General features: G+C 66.6%; 15 protein-coding genes and 4 tRNA genes. 14 read left to right on the top strand and 5 right to left on the bottom strand.

Annotated features, from left to right (window positions below; genetic code table 11):
• Nucleotides 1-480 precede the first annotated feature (480 nt).
• From ppk2 to hemA, 4 genes are read right to left on the bottom strand one after another with little or no spacing between them, the layout of a single operon-like run.
• Entirely contained in the window at nt 481-1,263 is a 783-nt protein-coding gene (gene ppk2 / locus R1L06_RS18075) for a polyphosphate kinase 2 (protein ID WP_032130438.1), read from the bottom strand.
• A gap of 46 nt (nt 1,264-1,309) precedes the next feature.
• Nucleotides 1,310-3,016, bottom strand: coding sequence for an O-linked N-acetylglucosamine transferase, SPINDLY family protein (locus tag R1L06_RS18070; RefSeq protein ID WP_317218385.1), 1,707 nt, complete (start codon nt 3,014-3,016; stop codon nt 1,310-1,312).
• Between the two features lie 5 nt (nt 3,017-3,021).
• Complete coding sequence (gene prfA / locus R1L06_RS18065; protein WP_317218384.1) at nt 3,022-4,104, bottom strand: peptide chain release factor 1; 1,083 nt, start codon at nt 4,102-4,104, stop codon at nt 3,022-3,024.
• A complete protein-coding gene (hemA, locus tag R1L06_RS18060) occupies nt 4,082-5,365 on the bottom strand; it encodes a glutamyl-tRNA reductase (protein WP_180854768.1) in 1,284 nt (427 codons plus the stop codon). Before hemA ends, prfA begins: the two co-directional genes overlap by 23 nt.
• Nucleotides 5,366-5,428: 63 nt before the next feature.
• Between hemA and R1L06_RS18055 the strand changes: the two genes are divergently transcribed.
• From R1L06_RS18055 to ychF, 8 genes are all read left to right on the top strand, one after another.
• Nucleotides 5,429-7,114, top strand: a complete 1,686-nt coding sequence (locus tag R1L06_RS18055) for a tetratricopeptide repeat protein (protein ID WP_182267307.1) — start codon at nt 5,429-5,431, stop codon at nt 7,112-7,114.
• Entirely contained in the window at nt 7,111-7,770 is a 660-nt protein-coding gene (gene lolB, locus R1L06_RS18050; protein WP_317218383.1) for a lipoprotein insertase outer membrane protein LolB, read from the top strand. Before R1L06_RS18055 ends, lolB begins: the two co-directional genes overlap by 4 nt.
• Nucleotides 7,767-8,636 carry a 4-(cytidine 5'-diphospho)-2-C-methyl-D-erythritol kinase gene (gene ispE / locus R1L06_RS18045; protein ID WP_317218382.1) on the top strand — a complete coding sequence of 290 codons (870 nt, stop codon included), beginning with the start codon at nt 7,767-7,769 and terminating at the stop codon, nt 8,634-8,636. Before lolB ends, ispE begins: the two co-directional genes overlap by 4 nt.
• Nucleotides 8,637-8,647: 11 nt before the next feature.
• Nucleotides 8,648-8,724: transfer RNA gene (locus tag R1L06_RS18040), tRNA-Gln, on the top strand.
• Between the two features lie 139 nt (nt 8,725-8,863).
• A complete protein-coding gene (locus R1L06_RS18035; RefSeq protein ID WP_005415400.1) occupies nt 8,864-9,823 on the top strand; it encodes a ribose-phosphate diphosphokinase in 960 nt (319 codons plus the stop codon).
• Nucleotides 9,824-9,933: 110 nt separating this feature from the next.
• Nucleotides 9,934-10,551: a 50S ribosomal protein L25/general stress protein Ctc gene (locus R1L06_RS18030; RefSeq protein WP_014036085.1), complete on the top strand. Its 618-nt coding sequence runs from the start codon at nt 9,934-9,936 to the stop codon at nt 10,549-10,551.
• A gap of 48 nt (nt 10,552-10,599) precedes the next feature.
• Nucleotides 10,600-11,178, top strand: coding sequence for an aminoacyl-tRNA hydrolase (gene pth / locus R1L06_RS18025; RefSeq protein WP_049422892.1), 579 nt, complete (start codon nt 10,600-10,602; stop codon nt 11,176-11,178).
• A gap of 150 nt (nt 11,179-11,328) precedes the next feature.
• Entirely contained in the window at nt 11,329-12,420 is a 1,092-nt protein-coding gene (gene ychF, locus R1L06_RS18020) for a redox-regulated ATPase YchF (protein WP_049462700.1), read from the top strand.
• A 589-nt stretch (nt 12,421-13,009) separates the two neighbouring features.
• Here ychF and R1L06_RS18015 read toward each other — a convergent pair.
• Nucleotides 13,010-15,748 (bottom strand): TonB-dependent receptor plug domain-containing protein, encoded by a 2,739-nt coding sequence (locus tag R1L06_RS18015; protein WP_121504928.1) that lies wholly within the window; start codon nt 15,746-15,748, stop codon nt 13,010-13,012.
• 170 nt (nt 15,749-15,918) lie between these two features.
• Here R1L06_RS18015 and R1L06_RS18010 point away from each other — a divergent pair, with 170 nt between their 5' ends.
• The 6 genes from R1L06_RS18010 to R1L06_RS17985 form a co-directional block, all read left to right on the top strand.
• On the top strand, nt 15,919-16,938 hold the full coding sequence (locus tag R1L06_RS18010) for a cyanophycinase (RefSeq protein ID WP_317218381.1): 1,020 nt from the start codon (nt 15,919-15,921) through the stop codon (nt 16,936-16,938).
• Between the two features lie 105 nt (nt 16,939-17,043).
• Complete coding sequence (locus R1L06_RS18005) at nt 17,044-18,060, top strand: isoaspartyl peptidase/L-asparaginase family protein (RefSeq protein WP_121504929.1); 1,017 nt, start codon at nt 17,044-17,046, stop codon at nt 18,058-18,060.
• Between the two features lie 137 nt (nt 18,061-18,197).
• A tRNA-Tyr gene (locus R1L06_RS18000) sits at nt 18,198-18,283 on the top strand.
• A 24-nt stretch (nt 18,284-18,307) separates the two neighbouring features.
• Nucleotides 18,308-18,381 (top strand) — tRNA-Gly (locus R1L06_RS17995).
• 49 nt (nt 18,382-18,430) lie between these two features.
• A tRNA-Thr gene (locus R1L06_RS17990) sits at nt 18,431-18,506 on the top strand.
• Nucleotides 18,507-18,547: 41 nt separating this feature from the next.
• The coding region (locus tag R1L06_RS17985; protein WP_317218380.1) for a GTP-binding protein at nt 18,548-19,223 on the top strand (676 nt) is incomplete at its 3' end.

Raw genomic sequence — 19,223 nt, 5'->3', positions numbered from 1 at the left:
ATAAGGCTTGGCAGCCGCATCCATGCGGCTGACACCCCGCACTCCGACACCGCCCCGCCTCTGACAGATTCCCCTTGTCTGGTAGATCCACGCCATGCGTGGATGATTCTCCAGACAAATCGAATACTTCGAGTTGAATTCGAAGAGCATCCACGCATGGTGTGGATCAACGACAGATCGCGGAAATCTGTCGAAGGCGGCGTGGGGCCGGGTGCGGGGGCGTGAGCCGCATGGATGCGGCGATCGAGCTTACATGGGTGAGGGCGCTTTGCTTGCGAAGCACTGCTTCGCAAGCGCCCGAACGCACAGCCGCCAGCGGCTGGGCCGGGCCCCGGAGGGGGACTTGCAGCGTCCCCCGCACCCGGACCCACCCCGCCAAACCACCGAATGCACGCTGTTGCTGTTGCTGTTGCCGTTGCCGTTGCTGTTGCTGTTGCTCCGGCTTCGGCAGGTGCAGGGCGCAGCCCTGCCGAACAAACCCTAATCTTCGACCGGGAACTCCTCGATCGGCTTCAGTACATCGTAGTGCTCGCGATGCAGCTTGCCCTTCAGCTTCGGCAGCTCCGGCAACGGTGCATCCACCCGCGTGTCCGGCAACCGGTCCAGCAGGTTGCGCACCAGCGTCAGCCGGCCCAACCGCTGGTCGTTGAAATCCACCAGCGTCCACGGTGCTGCCTCGCGATGCGTCGCGCGCAGCATCGCCTCGCGGGCCTCGGTGTAGGCGCTGTACTTGCTGCGGGATTTCAGGTCCACCGGGGAGAGCTTCCAGCCCTTCAGCGGATCGAGGTGGCGCTCGGCGAAGCGTTTTTCCTGCTGTTCCTGATCCACGCACAGCCAGTACTTGAACAGCAGGATGCCGTCGTCCACCAGCAGTTGCTCGAATACCGGCGCCTGATGCAGGAACTGCTGGTACTCGGTTTCGCTGCAGTAGCCCATCACCCGCTCCACGCCGGCACGGTTGTACCAGCTGCGGTCCATCAGCACGATCTCGCCGGCGGCCGGAAGGTGCGAGGCATAGCGCTGGAAATACCACTGGGTGGCTTCGCGGTCGGTGGGCTTGGGCAGTGCCACCACCCGGCATTGACGCGGGTTGAGGTGCTGGCTGATGGCCTGGATCGCGCCGCCTTTGCCTGCGGTATCTCGGCCTTCGAACAGCACCAGTAGGCGTTGCCCGCTGTGCTGTACCCAGCGCGCCATCGCGGTCAGTTCCAGCTGCAGCGGCAGCAGCAGTTCGTCGTAGTCCTTGCGCTTGAGCTTGGCCATCATCACACCACGCGGGGAGGAAGCCCGAGCGTAGCGCAGGGATCGCTCAGGCGATGTCGAGGCCCTGCCAGCCATGCTCGCCAGCCAGCTGCTGCAGCAGCGCCGACAGGTTGCGGGCAAACCCGGCCATGTCGAACAGTCCACTGTGGTCGCGTGCCTGGGCCACTTCGGCGCGCAGCGTGGCCAGCGCCGACGGGTCATTGCCCAGCGTACTGGCGGTGGCGATGAATGCCGCATCGTCGGCGACATTCATCCGTGCCAGCCCCAGATGGTGATTGAGGCTGCCGGCCACGCGCGCGGCGAAGGTGTCGCCGGGGCAGGTCAGCACCGGGCAGCCGGCCCATAGTGCGTCGGACGCGGTGGTGTGCGCGTTGTACGGATGCGTGTCGAGGAACAGGTCGGCCAGCGGATAGCGGGCCAGGTACTGCGGATGTGGCAGCTTGGCCATGAACACCAGGCGTGCCGGATCCAGGCCAGCGGCCTGTGCGGCGCTGCGCAGGCGCGCGTCGGCCTGGCCGGGACCGGACAGCAGCCACAGTACGCTGCCGGGCACCGCCTGCAGCACCGCGAAGGCGCGGCCCATGCTGCGTGGATTGAGCTTGTAGCTGTTGTTGAAGCAGCAGAACACCACGCCCTGTTCGGGCAGGCCGCACTCGGCCCGGGACGGTGCCGGTTCGAGCAAGCGGGTGTTGTCCGAGGGCTGGAACGCACGCGGCAGGCGCAGTACGCGCTCGCTGTAGTGGGGTTCCAGTGACGGCGGCAGAACGAAGCTGTCGCCGATCACCGCATCCATCCACGGCGCACCGGACGTGCCGGGATAGGCCAGCCAGTTCAACTGCAGCGGGGCAGGGCGCATCGCCAGCACTTCCGGCGTACCGCCGCCGCCCCAGCCGCGCAGGTCGAACAGCAGGTCGATGCCCTGTGCGCGGATGCGTGCAGCAGTGTCTGCATGGCGCAGCGCGGCCACATCATGCAGCTGCGTGGCCACCTGCAGGCGCTGGCGGATGCGGCTGCCGTCATCGTGGTTCAACGCGAACAGGTGCAGCTGCAACGCCGGGTCATGACGCAACTGCTCGAACAGGGCCACGGTCAACAATCCGGTGGGATGGGCGCCGAAACCATTGGAAAGGAAGCCGACCCGCAGCGGGCCCTGGGAACGCACCTTCACTGGCGGCAACGGCCGCACTGAAGCGGCAACGGCGGATGCACGGGCACGCGCGCAGGCCAACTGCTCGGCTGCGCTGGCATCTTCGCTGAGGAACGCGAACGGTTCGACCACGCCCTGCCCAGAGGCAAGTGCACCACGTACCTGTGCCGCCAGCGCGTCCACGTCCTGCCAGTCGCACAGGCGACGCTGCCAGGCCAGGCGCTGGGCGGCGATATAGGGTTCGCCCGGCATCAGTGCATGCGCACGGCGATAGGCTGCCGCCGCGCCTTCGGCATCATCGGCATCTTCCAGCGCATGGCCCAGCCACAGGGCAATGCCTGGGTGCTGCGGGGCCAACGCCGAGGCCTGGCCGAGCAGTTTCGCCGCATCGGCATGCGCGCCGGCCATCCAGGCCACGCGGCCCAGCCGCGCCAGCGCTTCAGGGTGGTTCGGGCGCAGCTGCAGTGCACGGCGCGCGGCCTGCTCGCCGGCGGCGATGTCGCCGGCTTCCAGTTCCAGGTCCGCCAGCATCACCCAGGCGACGAAGTCGCCCGGCTGGCGTGCAATTGCCTGTTGCAGGTGCTGCCGCTGCTGCCAGGCCGACATGCGACTCAGCCCGCCGACAACTGGGCCAGGGCGTCGACCTGGTGCTCGTGGCTGAGCCGCTGCAGCAGTGGGTCGAGGTCGCCGGCCAGCACGTTGGGCAGGTCGTACAGGGTCAGGCCTTCCACGCGGTGGTCGGTGATCCGGCCCTGCGGGAAGTTGTAGGTGCGGATGCGCTGGCTGCGGTCACCGCTGCCCACCTGCAGGCGCCGCGACTCGGCCTGCGCCGCGTCCTGGCGCTGGCGCTCGGCATCGAGCAGCTGTGCCTTCAGGCGCTTCATCGCCTTGTCGCGGTTGGCGTGCTGGCTGCGCTCGGTCTGGCATTCCACCACCACGCCGGTCGGCACGTGGGTGATGCGGATGGCCGATTCGGTCTTGTTGACGTGCTGGCCGCCGGCACCGGACGAACGGAACGTATCCACCTTCAGGTCGGCCGGGTTGATGACGATGTCATCGACCTCATCGGCCTCGGGAATGATCGCCACGGTGGCCGCCGAGGTATGGATGCGGCCCTGCGATTCGGTGGCCGGCACGCGCTGCACGCGGTGCGTGCCCGATTCGAACTTCAGGCGCGAGAACGCGCCACGCCCGACCACGCGCGCCACCACTTCCTTGTAGCCGCCATGCTCGCCCGGGCTGTCCGATTCGATCTCGACCTTCCAGCCCTGGCGCTCGGCGTAGCGGGCGTACATGCGGAACAGGTCGCCGGCAAAGATCGCGGCCTCGTCGCCGCCGGTACCGGCGCGCACTTCCAGGAACAGGTTGCCTTCGTCACGCGGGTCGCGCGGCACCAGCAGCAGCGCCAGCTCCTGCTCCAGTTCCTGCAGGCGCGCCTGTGCAGCAGCGATTTCCTCATCGGCCAGCTCGCGCAGGTCGGGGTCGGCGCGCATGCCTTCGGCGGCGGCCAGATCGGCCTTGGCACGGGCTTCCTCGGCCAGGGCGATGGCGATCGGTTCAAGTTGGGCGAATTCGCGCGAAAGGTCGCGGAAACGAGTGTTGTCGGCGACCACATCGGGTTCGGCGAGCAGGCGTTCCAGTTCTTCGCGGCGCTCGGCCAGCGCTTCCAGCTTACGGCGCAGGGTCGGCGTCATCGGGTCTCACGGGTGGGTGGCGGTAACCCGGCGTGGCCGGGAACAGGCGCTCGGCGGCGCGGGTCAGGTCAGCATCGCCGCTCAGCGCGGCCGCGCGCAGCGCAGCAGTGGGCGGGTGCAGGAGTCGATTGGTCAGGCCGTGGGCCAGCAGTTCCAGCACTTCGTCGGCCGGCTTGCCGTTGGCCAGCTGCTGTCGCGCGCGCTCCAGCAGTTCGGTGCGGGTGGCTTCGCCGAACGCGCGCAGCTGTCGCAGCGGCGCCTGGTGGGCACTGGCCTGCTGGGTCTCGACGAAGCGCGACACCTGAAGGTCGATGATCGCTTCGGCCTCGGCGGCCGCTTCGCGGCGACCACGGCGGTTGTCTTCCACCGCGCGCTCGAGATCGTCCACGGTGTAGAGGAAGGCGTCGTTGAGCGTGCCGACCTCGGCCTCGATGTCGCGTGGCACGGCCAGGTCGAACAGCAGCATCGGCTTGTGCCGGCGCGCGCGCAGGGCCTTGGCCACCATCTCGCGGTGGATCACCGGTTCGCGCGCGGCGGTGGCCGAGAACACTACGTCGGCCTCGCCCAGGTGGCGGTCCAGTTCGGTCAGCGGCAGCGCCACGCCGCCGTGGCGGCTGGCCAGCTCCTGGGCGTGGGCGAGGGTGCGGTTGGCGATCAGCAGCCGGCGCACCTTGCCTTCACTCAGGTGACGTGCAGCCAGCTCGATGGTCTCGCCGGCACCGACCAGCAGCACGGTGGAATCGTCCAGGCGCGCGAACGCGTTCTGCGCCAGGCGCACCGCAGCCGAGGCTACCGACACCGGGTTGGCGCCGACCTGGGTATCGGTGCGCGCACGCTTGGCCACCGAGAAGGTCTGCTGGAACAACCGGTCCAGGCGCTGGCCGAGCAGGCCATGGTCACGCGCGGTCGACCAGGCATCCTTCACCTGGCCGAGGATCTGCGGTTCACCCAGCACCATCGAGTCCAGCCCGGTGGCGACCCGGAACAGGTGGCGCACGGCCTCGGCATCGGCATGCTGGTACAGGTAGCCCTGCAGGTCGCCGGCCTGGCTGTGCAGCCATTGGTCCAGCGCCTGCGCCGATTCGGCCACGGCGTACAGTTCGGTGCGGTTGCAGGTGGACAGCAGCACCGCCTCGGCGATCTGCGGGGTATCGCGCAGCGAACCGAGCGCGCGCGGCAACGCCTCACCGGCGAAGGCCGCGCGTTCGCGCAGCTCCACCGGTGCGGTCTGGTGATTCAGTCCGAGCACCCACAGGGTCATTGTTCAGTTGCTTGCGATAAGCTGCTGGCCATTGGACGACATTTTAAGGCCCCGATGCCGACGATGCCCGCATTGATTCGCATCCCCAGTGTTCTGCTGCTGTCCCTGGCCTGCAGCCAGGCCCTGGCAGCGGTGCCGGCCAAGGCCCCCGTGCGGGCCGCGGCCACTGAGGAACTGGCGCTGGAACCGGTGATGGCCGGGGAATTTGCCCTGCAGGCCGGCAAGCTGGCCGAGGCCGCGCGCTGGTACCTGCAGGCGGCCCAGCAGACCGACGGCGACGCCGGCCTGGCCGAGCGCGCGACCCGCATTTCCATGCTGGCCAACGATGACGCCAGCGCGGCCAAGGGCCTGGCCCTGTGGCAGCAGCGCGCCCCACGCTCGCTGACCATGCGCAGTGCGGCCGGTGCGCTGGCCATGCGCCAGGGCGATGTGAAGGCTGCCCGCACCGAACTGCAGGGCCTGCTGGCCGACCCCGACGAGCGCGGCTGGAAGTTCGCCCTGGCCGCACTGATCGGTGGCGGCCGTGATCCGGCGGTGCCCGCGCAGGTGCTGGGTGAGCTGGTCGACGCCAATGCCATTCCGCCGAAGATTGAAGCCTGGCAGGAGTTTGGCCGCCTTGCCCTGCGCATGGAAAAGCCTGAGCTGGCGCGGCGCATGATCGATGAAGTGGTCAAGCGCTTCCCCGAAGAACCGCGCGTGGCGCTGCTGCGTGCCAGCCAGCTGCAGCAGGCGGGCGAGACCGGCAAGGCGTTGTCGCTGCTGCACGATGTGGAGCCGAAGACCCGCCAGGACCCGGAACTGCGCAATGCGGTGGCCATTGCCTATGACAGTCTCGGCCAGCCGTCCGCCGCCGAGCGCGTGTTGGCGTTCGGCCCGCAGGACGTGCAGACCTGGGGCATGCGCGCCTCGCTGCTGGCCAAGCAGGGCGACAAGGCCGCGCTGTCCAATCTCTACAACGAACTGTCGCGGCAGGCGGCCAAGCCGGACCCGGCGCAGCGCCTGCTGCTGGGCAAGATCGCCGAGTACCTGAAGCGTTATCCCGAGGCGGTGCAGTGGTATCACAGCGTGCCCGGTGGCGATGAACTGAGCGAGGCGCGCCTGCGCGCGGCCAATGCCCAGGCCCTGGCCGGGCGCCTGCCGCTGGCGCTGGACGAAGTGCATGCGATCCAGTCCGATGCGGTGGTCGACGACGATGTGCGCCGCGACGCCTACCTGCTGGAAGCCGAGCTGCGCCAGCGCGCCGACGACAGTGCCGGTGAACTGGATGCGCTGGCCCGCGGCCTGGCCGCATACCCGGATGACAACGGCCTGCTGTACGCCCGTGCGCTCACCTGGGAACGCCGCGACGATATCCCGCGCGCCGAGGCGGATCTGCGCAAGATCCTGGTGACCGAACCGGAGAACGTGCCGGCTTTGAACGCGCTGGGTTACACCCTGGCCGACCGCACCGGCCGCCTGCAGGAAGCACTGGAGCTGATCGACCGCGCCCGTGTGGCCGAACCGGACAACGCCGCCATCGTCGACAGCTATGGCTGGGTGCTGTATCGCCTGGGCCGCAAGGAAGAGGCACTGGTGCAGCTGCGCCGGGCCTGGACCCTGGCCAAGGACCCGGAGATCGCTTCGCACGTTGGCGAAGTGCTGTGGGTGCTGGGCAAGCACGATGAGGCCCGTCATTTCTTCGAGGAAGCGGCCAAGCTCGACCCTGAAAACCGCGCGCTGCTGCGCGCCCGCGAGAAATTCAATCCATGAGTGTTTCCCTGATCCGGCCGCTGCTGTTGGCGGCCGCGACCCTGGCGGTCAGCGCCTGCACCAGCGTGGGCACGCAGAAGACCCCGGCGCCGGCGGTGGTTGAGATCGTTTCGGCCGAAGCGGCGCAGGCCGAGGCCGCACGCGTGGCCGCGCTGCAGGCACAGCCGGACTGGGCCTTCCAGGGCCGGGTCGCGGTCAGCAAGGGCAAGGACGGTGGCAGCGGTCGCATCGACTGGAAGCAGGAAGGGCGCCGTTATGTGGTCGAGCTGAGCGCGCCGGTGACCCGGCAGAGCTGGAAGCTGACCGGCGATACCCATTCCGAAGCTGGCCGCCTGGAAGGGCTGGCCGGCGGTCCGCGCGATGGCGAGGACGCCCAGCAGCTGCTGCTGGAGGCGACCGGCTGGGACATTCCGGTCAACCAGCTGCCGGAGTGGATCCGTGGCCTGGTGGCCGGCGACGCCGCTGGCCCGGAGAAGGTCGAGCGCGATGGTGAAGGCCGGCCGCGTCGCATGCAGCAGATGGGCTGGCAGGTGCAGTACCTGGACTGGTACCCGGCCGAGGCCGGGCGCCCGGCGTTGCCGCGCCGGATCGAAGCCAGCAATGGCGACGCCAAGGTACGCCTGCTGGTGGACCAGTGGGGGCAGGGCGCGCCATGAGCGGGGCAGTCGACGACGCGGGCTGGTCCTGGTGGCCGGCCCCGGCCAAGCTGAACCTGTTCCTGCATATCACCGGCCGCCGCGCCGACGGTTACCACGAGCTGCAGACCGTGTTCCGCCTGCTGGACTGGGGCGACCGCATCGGCCTGCGCCTGCGTGAAGACGGCCAGGTGCGCCGGCAGGGCGAGGGGCTGGCTGGCGTGGCCGAGGCCGATGATCTGGCGGTGCGTGCCGCGCGTTTGCTCAAAGAAGTGGCAAATGTCGCGCAAGGTGCGGACATCATCGTTGAAAAGCATGTATCTGCCGGTGGCGGCTTCGGCGGCGGTTCGTCCGATGCCGCCACCGTGCTGGTGGTGCTGAACCGCCTGTGGCGGGCCGGTCTGGACGAGGACGCGCTTGCCGCGCTGGGCCTGCGCCTGGGTGCGGACGTGCCGGTGTTCGTGCGCGGGCGCAATGCCTGGGCCGAAGGGGTGGGCGAGCGCCTGCAGCCGATCGTGCTGGAACCGGCCTGGTATGTGGTGGTTGAACCGGGCGTTCATGTTCCCACCCCGGCCCTGTTCGCAGACCCGGATTTGACGCGCGACAGCCCAGTGGCGAAAATAGAGGACTTCGCTTCCGGAACCCTGGTCGGGAACGCGTTCGAACCGGTGCTGCGCCGCCGTGAGCCTGCCGTCGAGGCAGCGTTCGCAGCGTTGAGCGACATCGGCACGGCGCGGCTGACCGGTTCGGGAAGTGGTTGTTTCGTCGAGTTCGCATCGCAGTCTGCCGCAGAGCAGGGACGGTCGAAGTTGCCGAAGGAGTTGCGGGCAAGGGTGGCAGCGGGCGTTGCGCGTTCGCCACTGCTGGATGCACTCGAGCAACACTGATTTATCAATGCAGGGGCGTCGCCAAGAGGCCCAAGGCACCAGGTTTTGATCCTGGCATTCGTAGGTTCGAATCCTACCGCCCCTGCCAATAGCGGCTGTGTCCGCGCCTTCCAGCGCATCACCTGCGCGGGACGTGGAAACAACCGCGGTGTTGTCAGCAGCAAGGGTCCATCGGGTCCTTGCCGACTCCGGATCCCCGCCACTCGTCCCCGCCCGAGACAATCATGATGCAAGAGTCCCCGAACCTGCTGGTCTTTTCCGGCAACGCCAACAAACGTCTGGCGCAGAACATCTGCAAGGAACTGGGGGTTCGCCCGGGCAAGGCGCTGGTCTCGCACTTCTCCGATGGTGAAGTGCAGGTGGAAATCGAAGAGAACGTCCGCAAGCAGGACGTGTTCGTGATCCAGCCGACCTGCGCGCCGAGCGCGGAAAACCTGATGGAACTGCTGGTGCTGATCGACGCGCTCAAGCGCGCATCGGTGGCCAGCGTGACCGCCGTGGTGCCGTACTTCGGCTACTCGCGCCAGGATCGCCGCATGCGTTCCTCGCGCGTGCCGATCACCGCCAAGCTGGCGGCGAAGATGTTCAGCACCGCTGGCGCTGATCGCGTGCTGACCGTCGACCTGCACGCCGACCAGATCCAGGGCTTCTTCGATATTCCGGTGGACAACGTGTATGCGTCCCCGCTGCTGCTGGCCGACATCTGGCGCGCCTACGGCACCGAGAACCTGATCGTTGTGTCGCCGGACGTGGGCGGCGTGGTCCGCGCCCGTGCAGTGGCCAAGCGCCTGGATGACGCCGACCTGGCGATCATCGACAAGCGCCGCCCGCGCGCCAACGTCTCCACCGTGATGAACATCATCGGTGACGTCGAAGGCAAGACCTGCGTGATGGTCGATGACATCGTCGACACCGCCGGCACCCTGTGCGCCGCTGCTGCTGCCCTGAAGGCGCGCGGTGCGCTCAAGGTCGCCGCCTACTGCACCCACGCGGTGCTGTCGGGCCCGGCGGTGGACAACATCACCAATTCCCAGCTCGACGAGCTGGTGGTGACCGACACCATCCCGCTGAAGGACGCGGCGCGGGTGTGCAGCAAGATCCGCCAGCTGAGCGTGGCGGAAATGCTGGCCGAAACGATGCGCCGCATCGCCTTCGGCGAGTCGGTCAGCTCGCTGTACGTCGACTGAGTTTTTCGTCCCTGCCGGCAACGGCGGGGACATACCCCGGGTGCTTCTGGTCGCGGAAGCATCTTCAACCGCCACGCCGCAAGGCGCGGCAACAACCTGAGTAGTCGAAAATGTCGAAGACCCATGAAATCAAGGTCACCAAGCGTGAACTGCAGCGTAAGGGTGCGAGCCGCCGCCTGCGTCACGCTGGTGTGATCCCGGCCATCGTGTACGGCGGCAACGCCGAGCCGGTCGCCATCAGCCTGGACCACAACGAAATCTGGCTGGCCCAGCAGAACGAGTGGTTCTATGCCTCGATCCTGGACCTGAACCTGGACGGCCAGGTGCAGAAGGTCCTGCTGCGTGACATGCAGCGCCATCCGTACAAGCAGCTGATCATGCACCTGGACTTCCAGCGCGTGAACGAGAACGAAGCCCTGACCGCTTCGGTCCCGCTGCACTTCATCAACGAAGACACCTCGCCGGCCGGCAAGGCTGCCGACGTCGTGGTCACCCACGAACTGAAGGAAGTGACCATCACCTGCCTGCCGAAGGACCTGCCGGAGTCGATCGAAGTCGACCTGGGCGAGCTGAAGGCCGGTGACGTGGTGTACCTGTCCAACATCAAGCTGCCGAAGGGCGTGGAAATCCCGGCCCTGGCGCTGGGCAAGGACCACGACGACGCCATCGTCACCGCCAAGGCCGGCAAGGCCGACGCGGCTGACGAAGAAGCGGCTGCCGCCGAGTAATACCGCTACGGTGCCTGCCTCCGGGCAGGCACCGTATTGGAAGGAACCATGGCAGGACTGCGACTGATCGTCGGTCTGGGCAACCCCGGATCGGAACACGCCCGGACCCGGCACAATGCCGGGTTTCATTTCGTTGAGGCCCTGGCGGAAAAAGCCGGTGCACGATGGAATGTGGACAGCAAGCTGTTCGGTGAGACCGCCAAGGTCGAGATCGCCGGGCAGACGGTGTGGCTGCTCAAGCCCGCCACCTTCATGAACCTCAGCGGCAAGTCGGTCACCGCCGCACAGCGGTTCTGGAAGATCGAGCCGGAAGAAACCCTGCTGGCCCACGACGAACTGGACCTGGCGCCCGGCGTGGCGCGGCTGAAGTTCGACGGTGGCCACGGTGGCCAGAACGGCCTGCGCGACACCATCCGCCTGCTCGGCCACGGAAAGTTCCATCGCCTGCGTGTGGGCATCGGCCACCCCGGCCACAAGGACCGCGTGGTGGGTTGGGTGCTTGGTCGCCCGTCGAAGGACGACGACGTGCTGATCGCGCGCGCCATCGATGATGCGATCGACGTGCTGCCGCTGGCGGTGCAGGGCGATTTCAGCGAAGCGATGAAGCGGCTGCACACCCCGAAATAAGCGGTAGGTGCCGACCGCTGGTCGGCAACGGGCATCAACCGGCCCGGTAGTTGCCAACCTTGGTTGGCAGATGTTGAACGCCGAGATGGATTGGCCAAGCAGCGCGCGCGCTGTTTCACCAATCACTTTCACCCCAGAGAGCTGTCACCCATGGGTATCAAATGCGGCATCGTCGGCCTGCCGAACGTCGGCAAGTCGACCCTGTTCAATGCGCTGACCAAGGCGGGTATCGCCGCGGCGAACTTCCCGTTCTGCACCATCGAACCGAACGTCGGCATCGTGCCGGTGCCGGATCCGCGCCTGAACGAGCTGGCAGCGATCATCAACCCGCAGAAGGTCATCCCGACCGCGGTCGAATTCGTCGACATTGCCGGCCTGGTCGCCGGTGCCGCCAGCGGTGAAGGCCTGGGCAACAAGTTCCTGGCGCACATCCGTGAAGTCGATGCGATCACCCACGTGGTGCGCTGCTTCGAGAACGCCGACGTCATCCACGTCAACAACAAGGTCGACCCGATCTCGGACATCGAAACCATCGATACCGAGCTGGCGCTGGCCGACCTGGACAGCGTCGAGAAGGCGCTGAACCGTGCCGAGCGTGCGGCCAAGGGCGGTGACAAGGACGCCGCGGCGCGCAAGCCGGTGCTGGCCAAGCTGCAGGCGGCGCTGTCCGACGGCAAGTCCGGCCGTTCGGTGGGCCTGGACGAGGAAGAGAAGGCGCTGGTGCGCGATCTGTTCCTGCTGACCCTGAAGCCGGTGATGTACATCGCCAACGTGCTGGAAGACGGTTTCGACAACAACCCGCACCTGGAAGCCGTGCGCGCGCACGCCGCCGCCGAAGGCGCGCAGGTGGTGCCGGTGTCGGCCGCGATCGAAGAGGAGCTCTCCCAGCTCGATGACGAAGACCGCGATACCTTCCTGGCCGATCTGGGCCTGAGCGAGCCGGGCCTGAACCGCGTGATCAACGCGGCCTACAGCCTGCTCGGCCTGCAGACCTACTTCACCGCCGGCGTGAAGGAAGTCCGCGCGTGGACCGTGCGCAAGGGCGCCACCGCCCCGCAGGCTGCCGCGGTCATTCACACCGACTTCGAGAAGGGCTTCATCCGCGCCGAAACCATCGCGTATGACGACTTCATCAAGTACAAGGGCGAAGCCGGCGCCAAGGAAGCCGGTCGCCTTCGCCTGGAAGGCAAGGAATACCGCGTGCAGGAAGGCGACATCCTGCACTTCCGCTTCAACGTCTGATCCAGCAGCAACGGATCGGCCCCGGACGCCCCGCCTTGTGCGGGGCGTTCGCGTTTCCGGTGATGGACAAAAAAGCACCAGGCTGCGAAACGCTTGCGGTGCGACGTTTGCCGGCACTTGTCCACAGCAAACTCCCATCGCTTTCCACGCCGGATGTGGAAAACCGTGGGGGCGGATCCCTTTCCACGGGAAAGGGCTCCGACCCCGATCAGTGCAGTCGGACCGTGGACAGAATTTCACCACGCTTCGAAACGCCTGCGCTGCAATGCTCGCGCCCACTTGTCCACACCAAGTTCCCATCGCTCTCCACGTCCGGTGTGGAAAACAATCGAAGGACATGGACAAAAAATCACCACGTCCGGAAACGCCCGCACTGCAAGCCTCGCGGCCACTTGTCCACACCAAGTTCCCATCGCTTTCCACGCGCGGTGTGGAAAACCCGCGTGGCCCGCTCTGGTAGTCGCCCACCTTGGTGGGCGCGTGGCAGATCAGTGCCCACCAAGGTGGGCATCTACCAGAGCCAGGTTCCCAAACAACAAGGCCCGCCAATGGCGGGCCCTGTCGTCCACGTTCTGCAATGCGGCGTGCCTTACAGCGCGCTGCCACCGAACTTGTGGGTGTACTGCAGGTTGATGGTGCGGCCGACGCTGTCGAACCAGGACACGTCGTAGTACGGATACGCGGTGTACGTGGCGTCCTTCGGCGGCATCTTGTTGAACACGTTGACCACCGACAGCGACAGGCGCGAGTGGTCGTCGAAGCGGTACTGCAGCGACGCGTTGTAGCGGTAGGTTGCCTTGATGTACGGGCTGTCACCGCTGTCCCACTTGAATACCTGGTCGTAGCTGTCCGAGGTCGGCAGCTTGCCCAGGCGCGAACCATAGACCGTGGCCGACCACGCGTCCTTCTCCCAGGTCACGCTCAGGCTTGTCTTGGTACGCGGGATGTCGAAGTTGCTGTTGACCGCGAACTGGTCCTGGATCGGATCACCGGGGTAGCGCTGGAAATCGTGCTTCTTCACCCAGGTGTGGGTGCCGTTGAGGATGAAGTCGCCGATGCCGGTCTGCAGGCGGTAGCGCAGGCCAATGTCGATGCCGGAGGTGGATTCGCGGGCGACGTTGATCGGGGCGACACGCACGCCGTACAGGCGGCCATCACTGGTGCGGGTGATGCGGTCGAGCGCGTCCACGCAGGTCGGCGAGTTGATGTCGGCACTGCCGAGGCGGCAGTTCGCTTCGCTGGCCAGGATCGTGCGCACGTCCATGTCCTGCACCTGCTTGCGCATGTCGATGTCGAACCAGTCCACCGACAGGTCCAGGCCGATCGCCGGCGACCAGACGAAGCCGGCACTCCACGAGGTGCTGGTTTCCGGGTCGAGCTGGCGGTTGCCGGTGCGGCTGCGGATCAGGTTGTGCTCGTAGTCGGAACAGTCGGCGGCATCGTCGGCGCGGCAGCTGTACAGGTCCACTGCGCTGGTCTCGTCGTTGCCCGGGCCGGCGAACACGTAGTGGAGGTCCGGCGCACGGAACGCGGTGCCGTATGAACCGCGGACCAGCAGCGTGTCGATCGGGCGCCATTCCAGGCCACCGCTCCAGGTCGCCTTGCCGATGGTGTGGCCGGAATAGCGGTACTGGTCGTAGCGGCCGGCCACGCTCAGGTTGACCGTCTCGTGCAGCGGCATGCGCAGCTCCGCAGCGGTCGCCCAGCGGTTGCGCGAGCCCTTGCCGTCCGAATCCTTCCAGCTGTAGTAGTAGTACTGGGTCGCCAGCGGATCGGGATTGAGCGAGTACGCCTGCTGGCCCACTTCCACGGTCGCGGCGAAGCCGGCATCACCGCCCGGCAGGCCGAACAGCGCGGAATTGGTCAGCGTGAACGCAGCCGTCTCGGTGCGCGACTTCGGGGTGTAGGTGGTGCGCGCCGCGATCGAATCGTACTCGGCGCGGGTCAGCGGCCGGTACAGGCGCGACGGGTCGGCGTTGTAGATCGGGAAGCCGTCGTCGTCCACGCCCAGCTGCGGGCCCAGGAACAGGTCATTGGCTTTGGCGGCGATGATCTGTGCCCAGCTGATCCGCGACTGGTACTGCGAATGGCTCAGGGCCGCTTCGTAGTCCCAGTTGCCGGCCAGGTTGCCCTTGAAGCCGGTGGTCACGCTGAAGGTCTTCTGCGTGCTGCGCACCATTGCATTGCGCAGGCCGCCCATCTCCTCGGGCGAGAACTGGCGCTGCCAGAACTCGATCTCGCCGGTGGCCTGGTTGTTGAAATAGCCCGACTCATCGCCGTTGGCGTCCATGCGGCCCCACTTGGTGACGTCGCGCATCAGCGACATCGTGTGGTAGCCCAGCTGCACATCGGCGAACCACTGCTGGCCGTTGTCGAAGTCGTAGCTCAGCGAGGCGTAGCCATTGGCGCCGCGGCGCTTGCTGAGGATGGTGCCGTAGCCGATCGAGCTGTCGCTGCCGCAGTAGTAACCGTAGCGCGGGCGGTAGGCGCGGTAGGTGCTGCCCTGGTTCTGCCCGGCCAGCGCTTCGCAGGTGGCCGCGCCCGGATCCAGGTAGTCGTCGTTGTAGTCCGTGCGCAGGTAAGCGCGGCGTGCGATGCGTGAGCCCTCGGTGGGGCCGTCCTGGGTCGAATCCTGGATATCGCGCTCGTACGCCCACAGCGGGGTCTGCGACTGCAGTTCAACGCTGTACACGGCGTTGAAGTTGCCACGGCTGAAGCCACTGGCCAGGCTCATGTCGAACGACTCGCCACCGCCTTCGCTGGTGGTGCCCATGCGCATGTCGACGGTGGTGCCGTCGGCCTTCTTCTTCAGGATGAAGTTGACCACGCCGGCGATCGCGTCCGAACCGTAGATGGCCGAGGCACTGCCGGTCAGCACTTCGATGCGCTCGATCATGCCCAGCGGAATGTTGGAGACATCGGTGAAGTTGCTGCGGCCCTTGAACGGCATCGGGAAGTCGGCGATGCGGCGGCCATTGACCAGCACCAGCGTGTGGTTCGGGCCCAGCCCGCGCAGGTCCACCTGCTGGGCGCCCGGCGAGAAGTCGGCGCCGCTGGACGACTGCTGGCTCTGCGTCTCACCGCCGTTCTGGGTCATCGAGCGCAGCACGTCGGGCACGCTGGTGAAGCCGCTGGAGCGGATCTGCTCGGCGCTGATCACCGTGATCGGGGCGGGGCCTTCCACCTGGGCGCGCGGAATGCGCGAACCGGTGACCTGCACCGCATCCAGTTGTTGAACCGAAGAGGAAGCCGGTGCCTGGGCGGCCGCGGAAGCAGCCACGCCCATCAACGCCAGCTGGATCGACCACGCCATCGCCTTTCTACGCATGAGGAATTCTCGGAAATGAAGCCGGCCCGCAGAGGAGGGGCCCTGTCCCCCATTCAGATTTCCGGAATGGGCGCGCGCATTTAACGCCTTTTTCATGCCCTTGACTACTGGGTCCCTATCTGGCAAAGAGTGAAAACGCTTGCAAGTCGATTTTGTTCAGGGAGATCAAGATGCGACGCCTCCATTGCACCCTGCGTGCCCCCTTCGCCTGGCTGGCGCTGCTGGTGTTGGCTGTGCCGTTGGCCGCCCCTGCGCAGGACCTGCAGGGCCCGGGCTTCGCCTACTACGAAGCCGGGGATCTCGACGCACCCCGGCCCGGTCCGCGCGCGCCGGCCATGATGCTGATGGGCGGTGGCGAATGGGTGCCGGAGGCCTTTCACTGGTGGCTGAAGCTGGCCGGTAACGGCCGCGTGCTGATCCTGCGCGCATCTGGCAGTGACGAGCTGCAGGACCGCCTGTATCGCGAGATTGGCGGGACCACCGCAGTGCAGACGCTGGTCTTCGACAGCCGCCGCGGCGCCGACGATCCGGCCGTGCTGCGCGTGGTGGCTGCGGCCGATGCCATCTTCATTGCCGGTGGTGACCAGTCGCGCTACATCCGCTTCTGGAAGGGCACCGCGCTCAACCGCGCGCTCAATGCCCATGTGCGCGCCGGCAAGCCGATTGCCGGTACCAGCGCCGGGCTGGCCATCCTCGGTGGCTATGCCTACGGCGCGATGGACGGCGGCAGCATCACCTCCGCCGGTGCGCTGGCCGACCCGATGGGCAGTGCGGTGACCATGGACAGTGGCTTCCTGCAGATGCCCTACCTGCAGCGCGTGGTCACCGACACCCACTTCGACAAGCGCGATCGGCTCGGCCGCCTGATCGTGTTCGTGGCGCGCGCCGCGCAGGACAGTGGCGACCCCGACATCGTCGGCATCGGCGTCGACGAGGACACCGCCCTGTGCGTGGAACCCGATGGCCAGGCACAGGTCTACAGCGCTGACGGCGAGGGCAAGGTCTGGGTGGTCAGCCCCGGCCGCGATGCGGACCGCATGGTCGAAGGTGAGCCGTTGCGCTTCCATGCAGTGCCGGTGACGGTGGTCGCCAGCGGCAGCCGCATGCGCCTGGATGACTTCCAGGCCGACGCCGACTACCAGGCCGTGGCCGACGTCAGCGACGGCGAGATTGAGTTCACGCTTCGGTAGTGCCGGTCGCTGGCCGGCAACTCGCCTTCCCTGATGCGCCCCTTGCCGGCCAGCGGCCGGCACTACCCTGCAATCCATTCCCTCGTTCTGCTGGAGACGTACCCGATGAAACTGCGCCTGGCGCTGTCCGCACTGTTGTCCCTGCCCATGCTTGCCCAGGCCGCACCGGCGGCTTCACCGCTGCTGGTCATCCACGGCGGCGCCGGCGTCGAGCGCAAGGACCTGTCGCCGGCCGAGGAAAAGGCCGCACGTGACGCGCTGCGGGCGGCCCTCTTGAAGGGGCATGCGGAGCTGGCGGCGGGTCGCCCCGCGTTGGCTGCTGTCACCGCTGCGATCACCGTCCTGGAGGACGATCCAACCTTTAACGCCGGCAAGGGTGCGGTGTTCACCCACGACGGCCATAACGAGCTGGATGCGGCTGTCATGGATGGCGCGAGCCAGGCGGCGGGCGCGGTGGCCGGCGTGCAGCGGGTGCGCAACCCGATCCTGCTGGCGCAGACCGTGATGCAGAAATCCAGGCACGTGATGATGGTCGGGCAGGGCGCCGAAGCCTTCGCGGTCGAGCAGGGGATGTCTCTGGTCGATCCCTCCTACTTCCGTACGGAGAAGCGTTGGCAGCAGCTGCAGCGTGCACTCAAAGAAGAGGCCAGTGGCCAGGCGCATGCCGACCTGGAGACTGCAAAGCACTTCGGGACCGTCGGTGCAGTCGCATTGGATGCGCAGGGGCACCTGGCCGCCGGTACCTCCACTGGTGGCATGACCAACAAGCGCTATGGCCGGGTGGGTGACTCGCCGATCATCGGTGCAGGCACCTGGGCCGATGCGCGCTGTGCGGTGTCCGGCACCGGCTGGGGCGAGTACTACATCCGCACCGCGGCCGCGCACGAGATCTGCGCACGCATGCGCTACCAGGGGCAGACGCCGGAACAGGCCGGCAAGGGCGTGATCAACGAGACGATTCCGCAGATGGGGGGTGACGGCGGTGCGATCGTGCTCGCTGCAGACGGAAAAATGGCCACGCCATTCAACACCCAGGGCATGTATCGGGGCTGGATCGGCGGCGACGGCGTCCCTCATGTCGCAATTTTCGCCAACGAGACCCTTGCGGTCCCGGGGCAATAACCTTGCGTATCAATGGGTTTGCGACAGCGTGTGAAAAAAGTGGAAAAAAGCGTTGACAGCCCCCCGTCCCATCAGCAGAATAAGCGGCTCACCACCACACACCGCAACGCTTCGGCGGCAACGGAATGGGGTGGTAAGGAGGGATACCCAAGCGGCCAACGGGGGCAGACTGTAAATCTGCTGGCTTACGCCTTCGGTGGTTCGAATCCACCTCCCTCCACCAGTTTCACGTTGTGACATTCCCGGCGCGGGAGTAGTTCAATGGTAGAACCTCAGCCTTCCAAGCTGATGGTGCGGGTTCGATTCCCGTCTCCCGCTCCATTGAATGAACTTTGAATATTATCGAGTTCATGTCATAATGCAAAACTCGGCTCACGTAGCTCAGTCGGTAGAGCACTTCCTTGGTAAGGAAGAGGTCGAAGGTTCGATTCCTTTCGTGAGCACCATCTTAAGCATCACCTCTCAGACGAATTCGAGATAAGCAGCCATGGCCAAGGGTAAGTTCGAGCGCACCAAGCCGCACGTCAACGTCGGCACCATCGGTCACGTCGACCACGGTAAGACCACGCTGACCGCCGCACTGACCAAGATCGGTGCCGAGCGCTTCGGTGGCGAGTTCAAGGACTACTCCTCGATCGATGCCGCGCCGGAAGAAAAGGCGCGTGGTATCACGATCTCGACCGCGCACGTCGAATACGAATCCCCGGTCCGTCACTACGCCCACGTCGATTGCCCGGGCCACGCTGACTACGTCAAGAACATGATCACCGGTGCCGCCCAGATGGACGGCGCGATCCTGGTGTGCTCGGCCGCTGACGGCCCGATGCCGCAGACCCGCGAGCACATCCTGCTGTCGCGTCAGGTCGGCGTGCCGTACATCGTCGTGTTCCTGAACAAGGCCGACATGGTTGACGACGCCGAGCTGCTCGAGCTGGTCGAAATGGAAGTGCGCGAGCTGCTGAGCAAGTACGACTTCCCGGGCGACGACACCCCGATCATCGCCGGTTCGGCCCGTCTGGCGCTGGAAGGCGACCAGAGCGACATCGGCGTGCCGGCCATCCTGAAGCTGGTCGATGCCCTGGACAGCTGGATTCCGGAGCCGGAGCGCGCGATCGACAAGCCGTTCCTGATGCCGGTGGAAGACGTGTTCTCGATCTCGGGCC

Source organism: Stenotrophomonas mexicanensis, assembly GCF_032911605.1.
Lineage (GTDB): Bacteria > Pseudomonadota > Gammaproteobacteria > Xanthomonadales > Xanthomonadaceae > Stenotrophomonas > Stenotrophomonas maltophilia_A.
This window is presented reverse-complemented; position numbering and strand designations above follow the sequence as displayed.

Bases quoted from the DNA above. Each gene is read 5' to 3' on its own strand.
- ppk2 (WP_032130438.1), bottom strand. From the start codon at position 1,263: ATGGCCAAGCTCAAGCGCAAGGACTACGACGAACTGCTGCTGCCGCTG.
- R1L06_RS18070 (WP_317218385.1), bottom strand. From the start codon at position 3,016: ATGTCGGCCTGGCAGCAGCGGCAGCACCTGCAACAGGCAATTGCACGC.
- prfA (WP_317218384.1), bottom strand. From the start codon at position 4,104: ATGACGCCGACCCTGCGCCGTAAGCTGGAAGCGCTGGCCGAGCGCCGC.
- hemA (WP_180854768.1), bottom strand. From the start codon at position 5,365: ATGACCCTGTGGGTGCTCGGACTGAATCACCAGACCGCACCGGTGGAG.
- R1L06_RS18055 (WP_182267307.1), top strand. From the start codon at position 5,429: ATGCCCGCATTGATTCGCATCCCCAGTGTTCTGCTGCTGTCCCTGGCC.
- lolB (WP_317218383.1), top strand. From the start codon at position 7,111: ATGAGTGTTTCCCTGATCCGGCCGCTGCTGTTGGCGGCCGCGACCCTG.
- ispE (WP_317218382.1), top strand. From the start codon at position 7,767: ATGAGCGGGGCAGTCGACGACGCGGGCTGGTCCTGGTGGCCGGCCCCG.
- R1L06_RS18035 (WP_005415400.1), top strand. From the start codon at position 8,864: ATGCAAGAGTCCCCGAACCTGCTGGTCTTTTCCGGCAACGCCAACAAA.
- R1L06_RS18030 (WP_014036085.1), top strand. From the start codon at position 9,934: ATGTCGAAGACCCATGAAATCAAGGTCACCAAGCGTGAACTGCAGCGT.
- pth (WP_049422892.1), top strand. From the start codon at position 10,600: ATGGCAGGACTGCGACTGATCGTCGGTCTGGGCAACCCCGGATCGGAA.
- ychF (WP_049462700.1), top strand. From the start codon at position 11,329: ATGGGTATCAAATGCGGCATCGTCGGCCTGCCGAACGTCGGCAAGTCG.
- R1L06_RS18015 (WP_121504928.1), bottom strand. From the start codon at position 15,748: ATGCGTAGAAAGGCGATGGCGTGGTCGATCCAGCTGGCGTTGATGGGC.
- R1L06_RS18010 (WP_317218381.1), top strand. From the start codon at position 15,919: ATGCGACGCCTCCATTGCACCCTGCGTGCCCCCTTCGCCTGGCTGGCG.
- R1L06_RS18005 (WP_121504929.1), top strand. From the start codon at position 17,044: ATGAAACTGCGCCTGGCGCTGTCCGCACTGTTGTCCCTGCCCATGCTT.